This is a genomic window from Sphingomonas sp. FG14, from assembly GCF_057809675.1.
Window position 1 is genome coordinate 20093 of sequence record NZ_JBMDKK010000014.1, and the last position, 16838, is coordinate 36930.

At 64.3% G+C, this 16838-nt stretch carries 12 protein-coding genes; 5 read left to right on the forward strand and 7 right to left on the reverse strand.

The window, feature by feature from the left end; genetic code table 11:
* Nucleotides 1-111: 111 nt before the first annotated feature.
* From ACODTA_RS23820 to ACODTA_RS23840, 5 genes are all read right to left on the reverse strand, one after another.
* On the reverse strand, nt 112-768 hold the full coding sequence (locus tag ACODTA_RS23820; RefSeq protein ID WP_489069316.1) for a GntR family transcriptional regulator: 657 nt from the start codon (nt 766-768) through the stop codon (nt 112-114).
* A 42-nt stretch (nt 769-810) separates the two neighbouring features.
* Nucleotides 811-2058 (reverse strand): NAD(P)/FAD-dependent oxidoreductase, encoded by a 1248-nt coding sequence (locus tag ACODTA_RS23825; protein ID WP_489069318.1) that lies wholly within the window; start codon nt 2056-2058, stop codon nt 811-813.
* Nucleotides 2055-3050 (reverse strand): 4-hydroxyproline epimerase, encoded by a 996-nt coding sequence (locus tag ACODTA_RS23830; RefSeq protein WP_489069320.1) that lies wholly within the window; start codon nt 3048-3050, stop codon nt 2055-2057. The genes ACODTA_RS23825 and ACODTA_RS23830 overlap by 4 nt, the downstream gene beginning before the upstream one ends.
* Nucleotides 3050-3973: a dihydrodipicolinate synthase family protein gene (locus ACODTA_RS23835; RefSeq protein ID WP_489069322.1), complete on the reverse strand. Its 924-nt coding sequence runs from the start codon at nt 3971-3973 to the stop codon at nt 3050-3052. The genes ACODTA_RS23830 and ACODTA_RS23835 overlap by 1 nt, the downstream gene beginning before the upstream one ends.
* 313 nt (nt 3974-4286) lie before the next feature.
* Complete coding sequence (locus tag ACODTA_RS23840; RefSeq protein ID WP_489069324.1) at nt 4287-5042, reverse strand: TetR/AcrR family transcriptional regulator; 756 nt, start codon at nt 5040-5042, stop codon at nt 4287-4289.
* On the opposite strand from ACODTA_RS23840, the gene ACODTA_RS23845 reads away from it, so the two are divergent.
* From ACODTA_RS23845 to ACODTA_RS23865, 5 genes are all read left to right on the forward strand, one after another.
* The gene (locus ACODTA_RS23845; protein ID WP_489069326.1) at nt 5016-5909 is read left to right on the forward strand and encodes an ABC transporter ATP-binding protein; all 894 of its coding nucleotides are present in this window, start codon (nt 5016-5018) and stop codon (nt 5907-5909) included. The two genes, ACODTA_RS23840 and ACODTA_RS23845, sit on opposite strands and share 27 nt — an antisense overlap.
* A gap of 11 nt (nt 5910-5920) precedes the next feature.
* Entirely contained in the window at nt 5921-9526 is a 3606-nt protein-coding gene (locus tag ACODTA_RS23850) for an ABC transporter permease/M1 family aminopeptidase (protein WP_489069328.1), read from the forward strand.
* 78 nt (nt 9527-9604) lie between these two features.
* The gene (locus ACODTA_RS23855; protein WP_489069330.1) at nt 9605-11650 is read left to right on the forward strand and encodes a M13 family metallopeptidase; all 2046 of its coding nucleotides are present in this window, start codon (nt 9605-9607) and stop codon (nt 11648-11650) included.
* A gap of 1 nt (nt 11651) precedes the next feature.
* Entirely contained in the window at nt 11652-12644 is a 993-nt protein-coding gene (locus tag ACODTA_RS23860) for a dipeptidase (protein ID WP_489069332.1), read from the forward strand.
* Nucleotides 12645-12734: 90 nt separating this feature from the next.
* Nucleotides 12735-14267, forward strand: coding sequence for a M20/M25/M40 family metallo-hydrolase (locus ACODTA_RS23865; protein WP_489069334.1), 1533 nt, complete (start codon nt 12735-12737; stop codon nt 14265-14267).
* A 386-nt stretch (nt 14268-14653) separates the two neighbouring features.
* Here ACODTA_RS23865 and ACODTA_RS23870 read toward each other — a convergent pair whose 3' ends face one another.
* Together ACODTA_RS23870 and ACODTA_RS23875 are read right to left on the reverse strand one after the other, a co-directional pair.
* The gene (locus tag ACODTA_RS23870; protein ID WP_489069336.1) at nt 14654-15781 is read right to left on the reverse strand and encodes a dipeptidase; all 1128 of its coding nucleotides are present in this window, start codon (nt 15779-15781) and stop codon (nt 14654-14656) included.
* Nucleotides 15782-15869: 88 nt separating this feature from the next.
* Nucleotides 15870-16700: an SDR family NAD(P)-dependent oxidoreductase gene (locus ACODTA_RS23875; RefSeq protein ID WP_489069474.1), complete on the reverse strand. Its 831-nt coding sequence runs from the start codon at nt 16698-16700 to the stop codon at nt 15870-15872.
* Nucleotides 16701-16838: the final 138 nt, after the last annotated feature.

The window sequence follows — 16838 nt, forward strand, 5'->3', positions numbered from 1 at the left end:
CGATAGACCATGGCGCTCAGGCGCCATGACTCCCGTTAAACCGTATACGAAATACGAAATACGACAAGTCGAAACTGCAGGCATCTGAAATTGCCGGCCATTCACGGCGAATCAGCCCTTGGCCCGCTGGGAAAGCTGTCCGCGCAGGTCGATGACCGTCTTCTTGATGTGTGCGTGCATCAGCTTCGCAACCGCCTTGTCGCGGGCCAGCCACAGCTTCAGTATCTCGTCATGTTCGCTGTTGGCGCGCTCGTCGCGGCCCAGCGGTTCGAGATGCTTGCGCACATAGCGCTCGCTCAGCACATGCAGCCGTTCGAGCAGGATGGTGGTGATCGCCTGGCCCGAGGGACGGATCAGCGCGAGGTGGAACGCGCGGTTGAACGCGCCGACGCCATCGCCATGGGCATTGGTCACAGTGTCGAGCGCAGCATGGGTCGCGATCGCGTGCTGACGGTCTTCGTCGGTCGCCCGCTTTGCGGCCAGCGCGACGGTGTCGGGCTCCAGCTTCAGGCGCAGCGCATAGACCTCCTCCGCCTCCGTTGCATCGAGCGCGCGGACGAAATAGCCGCGGTTGATCTGGTTGCGGACCAGCCCTTCCTGCTCGAGCCGGGTCAACGCCTCGCGCAGCGGGATCTTGCTGACGCCCAGTTCGGCGGCGAGCGCGTCCTGCCGGATCGGCTGCTCGGATGGAACCGAGCCGTTCAATATCCGGTCGCGGACGAGATCGACGAGCTGGTCGGAGAGATTACGAATGATGAGGCCGTTCATATTTTGAGCCGTATACCATATAATTGTTCCTTGCGAGGGCACTTACCCGAAGCGGGTCAGGTCAAAGGGCGACAGATCGAACGGGACGGATTCGTTGCCGATCATCGCGCCCACGGCCTCGCCGGTGATCGCCGCCAGGGTCAGGCCCAGATGCTGATGGCCGAACGCATAGGCGATCGCGGGTCGGCCGCGGAGGCGGCCGATCGCCGGAAGATAATCGGGCAAGGTGGGGCGCGCGCCCATCCATTCGCGCGCGCCATCGCCCAGGCCGAGTCCCAGCGCCCCCGCATGCGCGCGCAGCCGTGCCCATTTGCGGCGGTCGGGCGGATAATCGCCGCGCGCGAACTCGACAAAACTTGCGGCGCGCAAGCCATGCGCGAAGCGGGTGACGATCATCGAGCGGTCCTCGAACACGACCGGTGGCATGCCGGCCGGCCATTCGGCGGCGGCGCTCTCGATATGATAGCCGCGCTCGGAGATCAGCGGAGCGGAAACGCCCAGCGGCGTCAGCAGCGCGGCGGAGGCCGCCCCCGCGGAGACCAGCGCCAGGTCCGCGATCAGCTCGCCGCCATCGTCGAGCGCGACCTGTGCGTCCGCATGCCCCGACACCCGCACGGCGCGGCCCATGCGCCGCTCGCCGCCCAAGGCATGGAAGCGGGCATGGAGCGCCTCGCCCAGCGCTGCCGGATCGGTGATCTGGCCGGTGTCGCGAAAGCGCAGCGCTCCCATGATCCGGGGGCGGATCAGGCGCTGTAATTCGGCGAGTTCGTCCGCCGGCACGTCTTCGAGCCGCGCGGTGCCGATATCCGTCGATCGCCAGTGCGTTCGCCCCGCCTCCGCACTGGCTGCGCTTTCCCACAGCAACAGATGCCCGTCGATGCGCAACAGGCCGGGCTGGCCCGCATCGGCAACCAGCCGCTCCCAGGCGGGCAGGGCGCGGGCGAGCGCCGCGCCGAGCGCCTTTTTTCCATGCGCGAACCGCATCGGCGTGCTCGCGCGGAGCAGCTTCAGCGCGAAGGGCAGCCAGGTCGCCACAGCGCCGGGCGGCAGCGCCAGCGCGCCACCAAGGATGAACAGGCGCTTGTGGAAGCTGCGAACTGCAGCGGGCGAGGCGAGCGGCTCGACCTGCTCGGTCGCGATATGCCCCGCATTCCCCCAGGATGCGCCGCGCCACTTTTCGTCGGGCGCAACGATCGTCGTCCGTATGCCACGCCGCTGCAATGCGATTGCACTGGCGAGGCCCACGACGCCGTTGCCGATCACGATCGCCGTGGCGGGCGACCCGTTCAAACGACCGTGAACCCGGCCCAGAACGGATCCTCGCGGTCGATCCAGATCGTGTTGTAGCCCGTTGCGATGGCGGCCCCTTCGATCGACGGCACGATCCCGTCGATATCGCCAACCTTCGCCGCCGCCTCGATCCGGCCGATAAAGCGGCTGCCGATATAGCTTTCGTGGACGAACCGGTCGCCCACGGCCAGTCGGCCCGTCGCGACGAGATGCGCCAGCCGCGCCGAGGTGCCGGTGCCGCAGGGGCTTCGGTCGATCGCGCGCTCACCGTAGAACACGGCGTTGCGCCCGTCGGCACCCTCGCCCTTCGGCTTGTCCGCCCACAGCACATGGCTGACGCCGCGGATGCTCGAGTCCCCCGGGTGCACGGGCTCGTAGATCTCGCGCACCATCGCGCGGATGACGCGGCTCAATTCGATGATCCGCGCCGCGCCGAGATCGTCCAGCCCGGTATAGCTGCCCTGCGGCTCGATGATCGCATAGAAATTACCGCCATAGGAGACGTCGACGGTCAGCGGTCCGAAGCCCGGCACGTCGATTTCGATGCCGCGCTGCGCGACATAGGCAGGGACGTTGCGGATCTTGACCGAACGCACCCGGCCGCCCTGTTGCTCATAGGCGATCTCGATCGTCCCGGCGGGCACCTCCACCGTCAGCCGCCCCGGCTCGCGCGGCTGGATCAGGCCGTTTTCCAGCCCGAAGGTGATCATTCCGATCGTACCATGGCCGCACATCGGCAGGCATCCGCTGGTCTCGATGAACAGGATCGCCGCATCCGCATCGCCGCAGGGCGGATAAAGGAAGCCGCCCGACATCATGTCGTGCCCGCGCGGCTCGAAGCACAGGCCGGTGCGGATCCAGTCGAAGCGTGCGAGGAAATCCTGCCGCCGCTCCGCCATGGACGAACCGCGCAGCAGCGGCGCCCCGCCCGCCACCAGGCGGACGGGGTTGCCGGCGGTATGGCCGTCGATGCAGAAGAAACTGTGGCGCATCAGGCTGCCATGGCCTCCCTGAGTACGGGCCGGGTGCGCGCGGCTTCCTCGACCATCGCGACGACCTCGGCGCGGCGCTCGCCCGCTAGCGGCAGGCGCGGCAGGCGCACCCGTTCCGATCCGCGGCCCATGATCTCCTCGGCAAGCTTGATCGACTGGACCAGGTCATGCTCGGCGTCGAGGTGCAGCAGCGGCATGAACCAGCGGTAGATCTTGAGCGCCTCCTCGATATCGCCGCGATAGAAGGCGGCGACCAGCGCGACCGATTCCTGCGGGAACGCGCTGGTGAGGCCGGACACCCAGCCCGATGCGCCAAGCATCAGCCCTTCCAGCGCGACATCGTCGAGGCCGGCCATCACCGAATAGCGGTCGCCATAGCGGTTGAGCAGATCGGTAAAGCGGCGCGTATCAGGCGCACTTTCCTTGACCGCAACGATGTTCTGCACCGATTCAAGCGCGTCGAGCGTCGCGAAATCCACGCCCACCCGATAGGCGGGCGGATTGTTGTAGAGCATGATCGGCAGTGCCGTGGCCTCCGCAACGGTGCGGAAGTGCGTGGCCAGTTCGGCGCCGGTCGGCACATAGACCATCGCGGGCAGCACCATCAGCGCGTCGAGACCGATCGCTTCGGCTTCTTTCGCATAGGCGGCGGCGCGGCGGGTGGTGAACTCCGAGACGCCCGCGACCAGCGGCACCCGGCCGCCGACCGCTTCGACGCCGGCGCGCAGCACGGTGAGCTTCTCGTCGGAGTCGAGCGAGTTGTTCTCGCCGCAGGTGCCGAGCAGGATCAATCCGTCGACTCCGTCATCGACCAGCGCGGTCAGCACGCGCTGGGTCGCATCGAGATCGATTGACCCGTCCTCGGAAAACTGGGTCGTCGCGGCAGGATAAACGCCCGTCCACAAAGCATTTTGAGCTGCCACTGAAAATCTCCTTCGAACCAGATCCTATGGAATCTTCTTCCGACTGCGAGCGAGAGTTTTTCTCCGGCTGCGATCTTGACTCCACCCCTCAACGCAGTATCGTGTTTAGTATACGATATAAGAATGATCAATCCCGTTCGCACCGAGTTGATGCGGTCCGTTTCGCATCACGGCTCACGGGAACGGGGGAAAAGGGAAAACGGCGAAAATGTCCGCCGCATCCGGAATTGGAGAATGGATGACGAGAGTCCGTCTTGCGCGATCGGAAGCCGCCGCCGCATGGCGGGCTTCGGAATCACGTGCGCGGGGATCGTCAATCCTTCGCGGGCGTGTCCATATGGTGGCCCAGCGCGCCCATCGCCGCGGCAATGATCAGGTCGCGCCATTCTTTCTGAAGGCCCATCGTCCCCGCAAGGCGGGCACTGAAGTTCGCGCCGGACAGAGATGTGAACGCGCGCGCCATCCGCTCCATGTCCGGATCGGTCAGGTCGATTCCCAGCACCACCAGAAGATCGAGTCCCATCTTTGTGAGGCGCGGGTTTTCGCCGAGGTGCTCGCGCGACAGATAATGGCCGAACTCGGCCATGCCCGGCCATTGATAGGCGAAGTCGACTGCGCTTTCGACGAGTTCGCGGTCTCTGGCGATCCCCGGCGCGAAGGTCCGGACATGGTCGAGCCGGTCGCCGGTCTGCGCCTCGTGCTTCGCCATCACCGCATCGAAGAGCGCCTGCTTGCTGGGATAGTGATGAAGCAGCCCGGCCTTCGAATATTTCAGCGCGTCAGCGATCTGCTGGATCGACGTGCGCGCGAACCCGTGCCGAGCGAACAGTCCCGCCGCGCAATCGATGATCTCGTCGTCAATTTCGGATTTGGTCTGTCTCGGCATCGCCGTCCGCCTTGCCATCGAACGGACCGGCAGCACACAAATTTTCTTGCGCCAGTCCATATTGGTCGGTAACTGACCATATCGGTCGGTAATTCGATTGGCGCATCGGTGCGCCCCGGTCAACCCGCCAGAACGGTTTTTTTGAGGAGATGAGCCTTGTTGCAGCTTAATGGTGTCGAGCACGTCTACCCCAATGGGACGCGCGCGCTCGACGGCGTCACGATTTCTATCGGAAAGGGCATGTTCGGGCTGCTGGGGCCGAACGGCGCCGGCAAGTCATCGCTGATGCGCACGATCGCCACGCTGCAGACGCCGACCGCGGGCTCGATACAATTCGGCGATATCGACGTGCTGGCGGAGCCGACCCGGCTGCGCTCCACGCTCGGCTATCTGCCGCAGGATTTCGGCGTCTATCCGCGCGTGTCGGCCTATGATCTGCTCGATCACATGGTGTCGCTGAAGGGCATCGTCTCCAAGGCGGACCGCAAGGCGACCGTCGAAACGCTGCTCAACCAGACCAATCTCTGGAGCCACCGCAACAAGGCGGTCGCGGGCTATTCGGGCGGCATGCGCCAGCGCTTCGGCATCGCCCAGGCGCTGATCGGCAACCCCGAACTGATCATCGTGGACGAGCCCACCGCGGGCCTCGACCCCGAGGAGCGCAACCGCTTCTACAATCTGCTCGTCGAGATCGGCGAGAATGTCGTCGTCATCCTCTCGACCCATATCGTCGAGGACGTCGCCGATCTCTGCCCCAGCATGGCGGTGCTCGCCGCCGGCCGCATCCAGCTTCAGGGTGCGCCGGCCGACCTGATCCAGCGCAGCCGCGGCACCGTGTGGGCCAAGACGATCGCGCGCGATCAGCTCGACGACGTGAAGGGCAAATACGAGGTGATCTCCACCCGGCTGCTCTCCGGCAGTACGATCGTCCATATTCTGTCCGACCAGGATCCCGGCAATGGCTTCACCCAGGTCGAGGGCGGTCTCGAGGATGTCTATCTCTCGACGCTGGTCCGGTCGCGCCGCGCCGCCGCGCAACCCACCGCATAAAGGAACGCCCGATGTTCTCAACGATCGCGCGCTTCGAAGCGCGTTACCAGTTGCGCAACCCGGTCTTCTGGGCTGCCACAATCCTCTTTTTCCTGCTGACCTTCGGGTGGACGACCGTCGAGTCGATCCGCCCGGTCAGCGGCAACACCTTCACCAACTCGCCCGTGGGCATTGCGCAGGTCACCCTGACCATGTCGATGTTCTTCATGTTCGTGACGACCGCGTTCGTCGGCAATGTGGTGGTGCGCGACGACGAGACCGGTTTCGGCCAGATCATCCGATCGACCAAGGTGGGTAAGCTGCCCTATCTGTTCGGCCGTTTCACCGGCGCCTTTTTCGGCGCCGCGGTCGCGTTTCTGGCGGTGCCGTTCGCGATCTGGCTCGGCACCTTCATGCCATGGGTCAATCCCGAACTGATCGGGCCGAACCGGCTGGGCGACTATGTCTTCACCTATTTCGTCATAGCGCTGCCCAACCTGCTGATCACCTCCGCGATCTTTTTCGCGGTGGCCTGCTGGACGCGATCGGTCACCTATAGCTACCTGACCGTCATCGTCTTCATGTTCGCGTATTTCACGCTGACGGCGATGCTGCGCAAATTGCCGGACCTGTCGTTCGCCTCTTATTTCGAGCCGTTCGGTTCGGTCGCCTATAGTCTTGGCGTCCGTTATCTGACGCCGATCCAGCAGAACACGCAGTCGCTGGAACTGACCGGTACGCTGCTCAGCCACCGGCTGGTGTGGATCGCGATCTCCATCGCCATCGTCGCATTCGCGGTCATCCGCTTCCGCTTCGCCGACCGCGGCATCTCGAAGGGCAAGTACAAGCGCCAGGCGGCCCAGGCGCAGAAGCTCGCTGCGGTCCAGCCGATGCTGGTCGATCGCCTGCCCGATACGAAGCCGGAAGGTGCTGCCTGGCATCAGCTCGTCACGCGCACGCTGCTCGAGATGAAGCTCGTGTTCAAGAGCCCGGCCTTCTGGGTGCTGGCGCTGGTCGGCTCGATCAATCTGTTCCTGACGCTCAGCCTTGCCGGCCGTATGTACGACGTGCCGATCTGGCCGCGCACCTATGCGATCATCGACACCGTGCGCGGCGCGTCGCTTCTGATCACGCTGCTGATGGCAATCTATTTCTCCGGCGAGGTGGTGTGGCGCGAGCGTGAGAAGCGCTTCGGTGACATCATCGATTCGACCCCGATCCCCAACTGGATCTTCCTCGTTTCCAAACTGGCCGGCGTGGTCGGCGTGCTGGTCGCGCTCAGCGTCATCGTCGTGACGATCCAGGCGGTGGGCTATCAGCTTGCACGCGGCGTTCTCGATGTCGAGCCCGGCCAGTGGCTGAGTTGGTTCGTCATTCCCAGCACGCTTTACGTCATCCATCTCTCGGTGCTGGCGATCGTGCTTCAGGCGATCAGCCCCAACAAGTTCGTCGGCTGGGGGCTGATGCTGATCTATCTGGTGTCGACCACGGTTTTCGCCGGCCTCGGCCTCGATCATCCGCTGATCAACTATGCCGAAGCGCCGATGGCGCTGTCGGAGATGAATGGCGACGACTATATGGCTGCCAGCGCCTGGTGGTTGCGCGGCTACTGGACCGCGTTCGCGCTGATCCTGGTGGTTATCGGCCATCTGATGTGGCGCCGTGGCGGCACCACGACGCTAGGCGCACAATGGCGCACGCTGCCGCTGCGCCTGCGCGGCGTGCCGCTGGCGCTGTTGTCGGTCGCGGTGCTGACCACCGCCGGCATCGGCGGGTTCCTCTTCTACAATATGAACGTGCTCAACACGCGTCCCGACAAGGACAAGATGGAGGCGGCCAACGCGCAATATGAGAAGGACTATGCCAAATATCTCGACCAGCCCGAACCAACGCTGAAGGACATCAAGCTCAACGTCGACCTGCGTCCGTCCCAGCGCTGGGTGCAGTTCGACGGCGAATACCGCTTCGTCAACGAGACGGATAAGCCGATCGAGCTGCTGCACGTCCGCATGAACGTGCCCGACTGGATGGCGAATGTGAGGTCGATGACCGTTCCCGGTGCGAAGTTGCAAACGGACGATGTCGACAATCTCCACAAGATCTATCGTTTCGAACGGCCATTGCAGCCGGGCGCCAGCGGCACGCTGACCTTCCGCACCGTGATGGAACAGCGCGGCATCAAGTCGCTGCCCACCAACAAGCAATATTGGGAGATCGACGTCCAGCCCGCGAGGAACGGCGCCTATCTCACCAATCTCGGCTTCGCACCGGCGCTGGGGATGAGCCGCGCCAATTTCCTGCAAGGCACCACGCTGCGCAAGAAATACGGCCTTCCGCCGGAGACGCCGACGCCGTCGCTCGACGACAAGGCGGCGGTCATGCGCAGCTATGCCGGCGTCGATCGGGTCAACACCGATGTGACGGTATCGACCGATGCCGATCAGACGCTGGTCGCGACCGGTCAGGAAGTGTCGAACAAGGTGGTGGGCAACCGCCGCATCGCGCGGTTCGTGTCGCCGATCCCGACGCTGAACTTCATCACGATCCAGTCGGGCCGTTATGCGGTCAAGTCGATCGACGTCGATGGCGTGAAGCTGAGCGTCTACTACCATCCCAAGCACCCGATGAACGTCGACCGCATGCTCGGCGTGGTGAAGGACTCGCTCCAATATTATCAGAAGAACTGGGGCCCCTATCAGTATAAATATTTCCGCGTGATCGAGCGCCCGGACTATGCCGGCACCGCGAACTCGGCACCAGGCACGGTAGGCTATTCGGAACGGTTCGGCTTCACCGGCGACTTCCGCAACTCGAAGAATGTCGACTATCTCGCCTTCGTCACCGCGCATGAATACGGCCATCAATACTGGTTCCACCAGGTGATGCCGGGCGATGTCGAGGGCGCGGAGGTGCTCACCGAGACGCCGTCGCAATTTGGCGGGATCATGGTGATGAAGAAGCGCTACGGCCATGACGGGATGCGCCGCTTCCTGCAATATGAGCAGAGCGACTATCTGTCGGGCCGCCGTGCCGAAAAGGCGGAAGAACGCCCGCTCGCGCTGGTGAAGAAGCAGGGTTACATCCACTATTACAAGGGTTCGGTGGTGATGTACCTGCTCCAGGATCGCCTGGGCGAGGACCGCGTGAACGGCGTGCTGCGCAGCATCATCGAAAAATACCGCTTCCAGCCGCCGCCGTTCGCGCGCTCGGTGGATCTGGTGAACGGCCTGCTCGGCATCGCCCGCAACGATCAGGAGCGGGAGCTGATCAAGGATCTGTTCTACCGCATCACGCTCTATGATCTGCGCGTGAAGACGGCGACGGTCCGCCAGCTCGCCAACGGCCAGTATGAAACGACGGTCACCGTGCATGGCGGCAAGGCCTATGCCGACGGCAAGGGCAATGAGAAGGCTGCGCCGCTCGACGAGCCGATCGATGTGGGCGTGTTCAGCCTGGATCCGTCGAACCTCGCCTTCGGCCGGCAGAATGTGCTCTCGATGAAGCGGGTTCCGATCCGCTCCGGCGAGCAGCAGGTGAAGATCGTGACGAAGGGCAAGCCGCTCTACGCCGGGGTCGATCCGTACCTCACCTATATCGACCGCAACCATAACGACAATGTGGTCTCCGTAACCCAGTGACCCGTTGGGCGGCCGGGTCCGGTTTCATCCGGGCCCGGCCAAATGCCGCCCCTGGTCCGTTCAGCCCGAGAGGTTTTCATGCGCCGCTTCTTCACCTCCGCCCTTCTCATCGGCACCGCGATGGCGGGCCTCGCGCCGCTCGGCGCGCAGGATGCGCCGCAACCCGCGGCGGCCGCCAGGTCCACGCCCGAAATCGGCGCCTTCGGCTTCGACGAGAGCGGCATGGACACGTCGGTCAAGCCCGGCGACGATTTCTACGCCTATGCGGGCGGCGGCTGGGCGAAGAACACGCCGATGCCGGCGGACAAGGCGATGTACGGATCGTATCTTGTCATGCGCGACCTCACAAGCGAGCGGTTGCGCGGCATCATCCAGGGTACGCGGAACGATCCGTCGAGCAAGCTCGGCCGCGCCTATGCAGCCTATATGGACACCGCGAAGATCGAGGCGCTGGGCATGAAGCCGGTCCAGCCCTGGCTCGCCCGGATCAAGGGACTGAAAGACCGCAAAGGCTATTCGGCGCTGCTCGCGGAGTCGATGCGGATGGGCATCAGCGGCCCTTATTTCCCATGGGTATGGCCCGATGACCGGCAGCCCGAGCGCATGATCCTAAGCATCTGGCAGGATGGCACGGGCATGCCAGATCGCGACATGTATCTGTCGGACAAGCCGGCGTTCGCCAAGATGCGAGAGGCCTATGTCGCGCATCTCGCGCGCGTGCTGACGCTTGCCGGCGAGAGCAATGTCGAAGCCCGCGCCAGGGCAGTGATGGCGATGGAAACCGAGATCGCCAAGGTTCAGTGGACGCGCGTGGACGCGAACGACGTCACGAAGACCTACAACAAGTTCACGCTTGCCCAGACCGCGCAATTCTCCACCCCGACGCTCGATATGCCGACGGTGATCAAGGCGGCCGTTCCCAATGCCGGCGAACTGATCGTCAGCCATCCGAGCGCGATGATCGGCATCGCCCGGATCATGGACAAGGCGCCGGTCGAGGTATTGCGCGATCAGATGACGGTGCGCAGCCTGATGGCTCTCGCGCCGGCCTTGCCGGACGCGGTCGAGGCCGAGCGCTTCGCCTTTTACGACAAGGTTATCAACGGCACGCCGGAGCGCGAGCCGCGCTGGCGGAAGGGCACCGCGCTGGTCAACGGCATGCTGCGCGACGAGGTCGCTCAGCTTTATGTGCAGCGTTACTTCCCGCCCGAATACAAGGCGTCGATGACCGGTCTCGCCAACAATCTGCTGGCGGTCATGGGCGATCGCATCGGCCAGCTCGACTGGATGCAGCCGGTCACCAAGGTCAAGGCGCAGCAGAAGCTGAAGGGCTTCGTGGTCAGGGTCGGCTATCCCGACGCGTTTCGCGACTATGCCGGGCTGGACGTCAAGGACGGCGATCTTTTCGGCAATGTCGTCCGGTCGAACCGTTTCGAATTCCTCTGGTCGACCGGCCGCCTCGACAAGCCGACGCAGCGATCCGACTGGTATTATTCTCCGCAGACGGTCAACGCCAATGCGAGCTGGAACCGGCTCGAAATCACCTTCCCGGCCGCGTTCCTGCAGGCACCGTCCTTCGATCCCAAAGCCGATCCGGCCGTGAATTACGGCGCGATCGGCGCGATCGCCGGACACGAGATCAGTCATCATTTCGACGACAACGGTTCCAAGTTCAACGAAAAGGGCCTGCTTGAGAGCTGGTGGACGCCGCAGGATCTCAAGGCGTTCGAGGAGGCGAGCAAGGCACTGATCGCGCAATACGACGCCTATGCGCCGTTGCCGGGCGAACATATGAGCGGGCGGTTGACCCTTGGCGAGAATATCGGCGATCTCGCGGGCCTCACCATTGCCTATGAGGCCTATCAGCGCTCGCTGGGCGGCAAGCCCGCGCCGGTGATCAACGGTTATACCGGCGATCAGCGCTTCTTCCTCGGTTGGGCGCAATTCTGGCGGGTGAAGCAACGCGAGGAACACCTCCGCCAGCAGATGCTGACCGATACCCATTCGCCCGCGACGCAGCGCACCTGGGTCGTCCGCAATCTCGACGCCTGGTACAAGGCGTTCGACGTCCAGCCCGGCGACAAGCTCTATCTCGAACCGTCCAAGCGCGTCAGGATCTGGTAGCGTGCAGACGTTCAAGACGCCGCTCTCGGAAATCCTGCCGGGCGGACTCGTCTGGGACAATCACGCCTGCCTGCCGTTGCGGCCGGACGACAGGCGCTTCCTGCCGCAACTGGAGCGGGTGCGCGCGATCGGCGTGACCATCGTCACCATCAACGCGGCGTTCGGCACGTTCGGCGGGGAGCTTGCCGACGCCATGCTGGATAGCGTCCAGAACTGGGTGGCGGAACACCCCGATACGCTGATGCTGGTGAAGATGGCGGCCGATCTGGATGCCGCGCAGGCGAGCGGCAGGCTCGGCATCTGCTTCGATCTCGAAAGCATGACCGCGCTGGACGGCGATATCGGCAGGGTCGAGCATTTCTATGCGCGCGGCGTGCGCTGGATGCTGGGCACCTACAACACCGCCAATGCCGCCGGGGGCGGTTGCATGGATGCGGACGAAGGATTGACCGATTTCGGACGTGGCGTGATCGCCGAGATGAACCGGGTCGGCATGGTCGTGTGCGGCAGCCATTGCGGCTACCGCACCGCGCGCGAGATGGTCGACGCCTCGGCGGCGCCGGTGATCTTCTCGCATTCCAATGCGCGCGCGGTGTACGATCATCCACGCAACATCCCCGACGACCTGATCCGCGCCTGCGCGGCGCGGGGCGGGGTGATCGGCATCAACGGCTTCGGCCCGTTCCTTGGTGACAATGACGCCAGCACCGCGGCCTATGCCACACATGTCGAGCATATGCTCGACCTGGTGGGCGACGATCATGTCGGCATCGCGCTGGACTATGTCTTCGATATGGACGAGCTGAACGACTATATTTCCGCCGATCCAGTGACCTTTCCGCCGGACATTTTTCCGCTCGGCGCGGAGATGGTCGAGCCCGAACGGCTGCCCGACATCGCACAATTCATGCTCGATCGCGGATACAGCCGGGAGACGCTGGGCAAGCTCTTCGGTGGCAATCACCGGCGCATCGCCGAGACCGTCTGGAAATAGAAGAGCTAAGCCTAAGCCTTAGGCTTTACGCGTTGCGCTCGCCCCCCAGTGGCGAGACAAAAGACGATAATCTTTACGGGGACGAGCAGCATGACATTCAGCACGATCGATCAGTTCAACCGCCGCGACCTCATCCACGGCGCGGCCATGCTGGGGGCGGGAACCGCTCTGATGAGCCCGTTCGGCGCGCTTGCTCAGAAGGGCGGCTTTGCTGATGTGCGCAAGGCGGCGGAGGCCGGCAAGGAAGCGTCGGTCAAGCGCATCCGCGACTGGGTGGCGCTGGATTCGATCGCCGCCGAGAACAAGAACATGCCCGAGGGCGCGGCCTATATGGCCGAACTGATCAAGCAGGCCGGTTTCCAGAGCGCGGAAGTTGTGCCCACCAAGGGCCATCCCGGCGTGCTGGGCACACTCGATGCCGGCGCGAAGCGCACGCTGGGCCTCTATTTCATGTACGACGTGAAACAATATGACGCCGCCGAATGGACCTCGCCGCCGCTCGAGAGCCGGCTGGTGGAGCGCAAGGAGCTGGGCTCGGTGATGATCGGGCGCGGCACCGCCAACCACAAAGGGCCTGAAGCGACTTTCCTCGCCGCACTCCATGCGATCCGCGCGGCGGGCCGCAAGCTGCCCGTCAACCTCGTATTGCTCTGCGAAGGCGAAGAGGAGATCGGCTCGCCGAACTTCCGCGAACTCGCGACCACGCCGAGGGTGCTTTCCGCACTCAAGCGGTGCGAAGGGATCATGATGCCCACCGCCATGACGGATCTGGAAGGCAATGCCGTGATCGAGCTGGGCGCCAAGGGCATCATCGAGCTGGAACTCGTCGCCAGCGGCGAGAAATGGGGTCGCGGTCCGCGCAAGGACGTGCATTCCAGCCTGAAAGCCGCACTCGACTCCCCCGCCTGGCGGCTCGTCCAGGCGCTCCAGACTTTGGTCACGCCGGACGGCAACACGCCCGCGATCGACGGCTGGTTCGAGAATGTCCGCCCGCTGACCGACCGCGAGAAGTCGCTGATCCGCGAGGCCACCAAATATTCGAGCGAGGCACAGATCAAGGAGGCGATGAGCTTCACCCACTGGATCGACAATCTGTCCTACGAAGACGCGATGATCCGGTTGATGCAGGAGCCCACGGTCAATATCGAGGGTCTGGTCGCAGGCTATACCGGGCCGGGCGGCAAGACCGTCCTGCCGGGCCGTGCGGTCGCGAAGCTCGATCTGCGGCTCGTTCCGAACCAGACGCGCACCGAGGCCATCGGCAAGCTGCGCGCGCATCTCGACAAGCGCGGCTTCAAGGATATCGAATTGAACGTCAGCGGTGGCTACGACCCGACCGAGACCAGCGAGACCAGTTCGCTCACCCGCGCCGAAGTGGCGACCTACCGAAAGCTGGGCGTGCGCCCCAGCCTCAGCCCGCGCCTGGCGGGAAGCTGGCCGGGCGGCACCTTCACCCAGCCGCCGGTCTCGGTGCCGGTCGGCCGCTTCGGCCTGGGCTATGGCGGCGCCGCGCACGCGCCCGACGAATTCTATCTGATCGACTCGGTCAATCCCAAGGTGGCGGGCCTCGTCGATGCCACGATGGGGCATGTGGAATTCCTCCACATGCTCGCATCGATCTGATCTGGCAGGCTGTTGAGAAACTGATCTCATCCCCGCGTAGACGCGCTGCAGTCCGGGATTCTGCGCTCACTCCTTTGGAATTGCGCCGTTCTCCAGCCCGTCCATCCTGAGGAAAGACTGAGTAGCTGCGCAGCAGCGTAGCGAAAGGCTTGTCTCGAAGGACGCACCAAGCATGGTGCGCCCTTCGAGACACCGTTTCGACTTCGCTCAACGGTTCCTCAGGATGGTCGGTTCAGGGCGTGCCAGAAAACCATGTCTCGACATCATGCCAGGCGGCACCTTCCCGGCATAGTCGCGCTTCACGTCGAACGTCCGGCGAGAATCCCCGACACCGGGGCGCCTATGCGGGGATCACGCCGCGAGGGTGTTCGCGCGCCCTTGGCGCCTCAGCCGCCCCAGGTCGCGGTCAGCAGTCGCGCGAAATTGCCACCGAGGATCGCCTTGATATTGTCCTTTGAATAGCGGCGGCGCAGCAGTTCCTCGGTCAGGTCGTAGACCCGGCGCGGATGGTCGAAGCCGTCGGTGTCGATCTTGTCGCGCCACAGATATTTGGGGCCGGTGATCTCCTTCATCGACTTGCGCAACTCGGCGGGCATGTCGTCATAGCCGTGATTGTCGAGGTCGCTGCCCAGCCCGACATGGTCCATGCCGATCAGTTTCACCGCATAGTCGAAATGGTCGACCAACTGCGTGATCGTGGTCGGCTCCGTGCTGCTGACGAAATTGCGGACGCCGGCGATGCCCATCACCCCGCCCTTGGCCGCGCAGGCCTTGATCGCTTCGTCGGTCTTGAGCCGGGGATGGTTGGTGAGCGCGCGGCAATTGCTGTGGGTGATCGCGATCGGCTTGCTGGAGGCGGCGATCGCATCGAGCGTGGTGCGGTCGCCGCAATGCGACACGTCCACCAGCATGCCCACCTTGTGCATCTCCTCGATGATCACCGCGCCATAGTCGGTCAGGCCGCCATCGACCCGCTCGGTCGATCCCGAGCCGAGACGGTTCTGGCTGTTATAGGTGAGCTGGGAGACGCGCTGGCCGACATCGTAGAAGGTCTGCACATCCTCCTTCTTCCGGAAATGGTCGGCATTCTGCACGCCGATGATCACCGCCACCTTGCCGTCGCGCTTGGCGCGCAGGATATCCGCCATCTTGCTCACGCCGGTCAGCACATGGCTGTTCACCGCGATATAGTGCGTCCACATCATGTAGAAGGTGAGCACCAGGTCGCGCGCGTCGGGGCCGCCGATGCCGTTCGCGTGGTGCATCGCGGTGATGCCGCTGGAGCGGAATTCCGCTGCCAGCGCCTCGGTCATCGGTTCGGGCTTCTCGGCGATCTTGATCGGATGGAGCATGTCGATCACGAGCGACTCGTTGACCAGATCGACCACCTGCCTGGGATAGGCGCGGGCCGGATAGGCCGAGGTCTGCGCCTGCACCGGCCGGCTGATGTACGGCGCGGCCACCGCCGCGGCCAAAGTGCCGCTGACCATCTGCCTGCGTGAGAAATTCGTCATCATGCGCCTCCCTTTTTTGTCGCGCCGTAATGGGTGACCATGCGGGCGCGAGACAACGCAATAAAGCTGAGGCCGAGCGCCAGATGTCCTAAGCGTCGTTCGGTTTGTTGAGCAGGCCGGCGGCGATGAATCCGCCATCTACCGCGAGGATATGGCCGGTGACGTAGCTCGCGCCCGGGCTTGCCAGATAGAGCGCGGCGTGCGCCACTTCCTCGGGCGTGCCATAGCGGTCCATCGGCACCGCGCGGCGATAGTTTTTCCGCGTCTCGGGCGAGTGCATCCGCTGGACCAGTTCGGTCTCGATCGCGCCGGGGGCGAGCGCGTTCACCGTCACGCCTTGTTCGGCCAGTTCCACCCCGAGCACCTGGGTGAGGTTGATGACCCCGCTCTTCGCCGCGCCATAGGCGGCGCGCGCGGTGCCGCCGCGCATCCCCGCGGTCGAGGAAAGCAGCACGATCCGGCCATAGCCCTTAGCCACCATCACCCGCCCGGCGGCGCGCATACAGTAGAAGCTACCGCTCAGATCGACGTCGATGATCCGATGCCATTCCTCGTCGGTCGTATCCAGAAATCGCCGCTCGACGCCGATCCCTGCGCTGTGGACCAGCACGTCCAGCCCGCCGAAGGTCTCGACCGTCCGGTCGACCATCGCCTGCACTTGCGCGGAATCGGTGACGTCCACGTCGATCGCGAAGGCTTCGCAGCCCATCGTTTTGAGGTGCTCCACCGCGTGTGCGGTCGCCTCGCCGTTGCGGTCCGCCACTGCGACCTTTGCGCCCGCCTCGGCGAAGGCGCGCGCGAACGAACGTCCCAGCCCGCTCGCGCCGCCGCCGCACCCGAGCCCCAGCTTTGCATCGCCGCTGCCGCCGCGGTGACGATGCGCGGATCGGAGGCGAGCCCGAGATAGTTGTTGGCGCAGAAATTGATCGCATCCGCGGTGCCGCCATCCGAGCGCGCGACGTTTATCTCCGGACCCTGTGCGGAGAGCATCACCCGCTCCGGCTTGGTCAGCCCAGCCGCTTCGATACCGGCCAAGGCCTCGCGCATACGATCAATA

Excerpts from the sequence above, each read along its gene's own strand:
- ACODTA_RS23820 (WP_489069316.1), bottom strand. The coding sequence starts at position 768 with ATGAACGGCCTCATCATTCGTAATCTCTCCGACCAGCTCGTCGATCTC.
- ACODTA_RS23830 (WP_489069320.1), bottom strand. The coding sequence starts at position 3,050 with ATGCGCCACAGTTTCTTCTGCATCGACGGCCATACCGCCGGCAACCCC.
- ACODTA_RS23850 (WP_489069328.1), top strand. The coding sequence starts at position 5,921 with ATGTTCTCAACGATCGCGCGCTTCGAAGCGCGTTACCAGTTGCGCAAC.
- ACODTA_RS23855 (WP_489069330.1), top strand. The coding sequence starts at position 9,605 with ATGCGCCGCTTCTTCACCTCCGCCCTTCTCATCGGCACCGCGATGGCG.
- ACODTA_RS23865 (WP_489069334.1), top strand. The coding sequence starts at position 12,735 with ATGACATTCAGCACGATCGATCAGTTCAACCGCCGCGACCTCATCCAC.
- ACODTA_RS23870 (WP_489069336.1), bottom strand. The coding sequence starts at position 15,781 with ATGACGAATTTCTCACGCAGGCAGATGGTCAGCGGCACTTTGGCCGCG.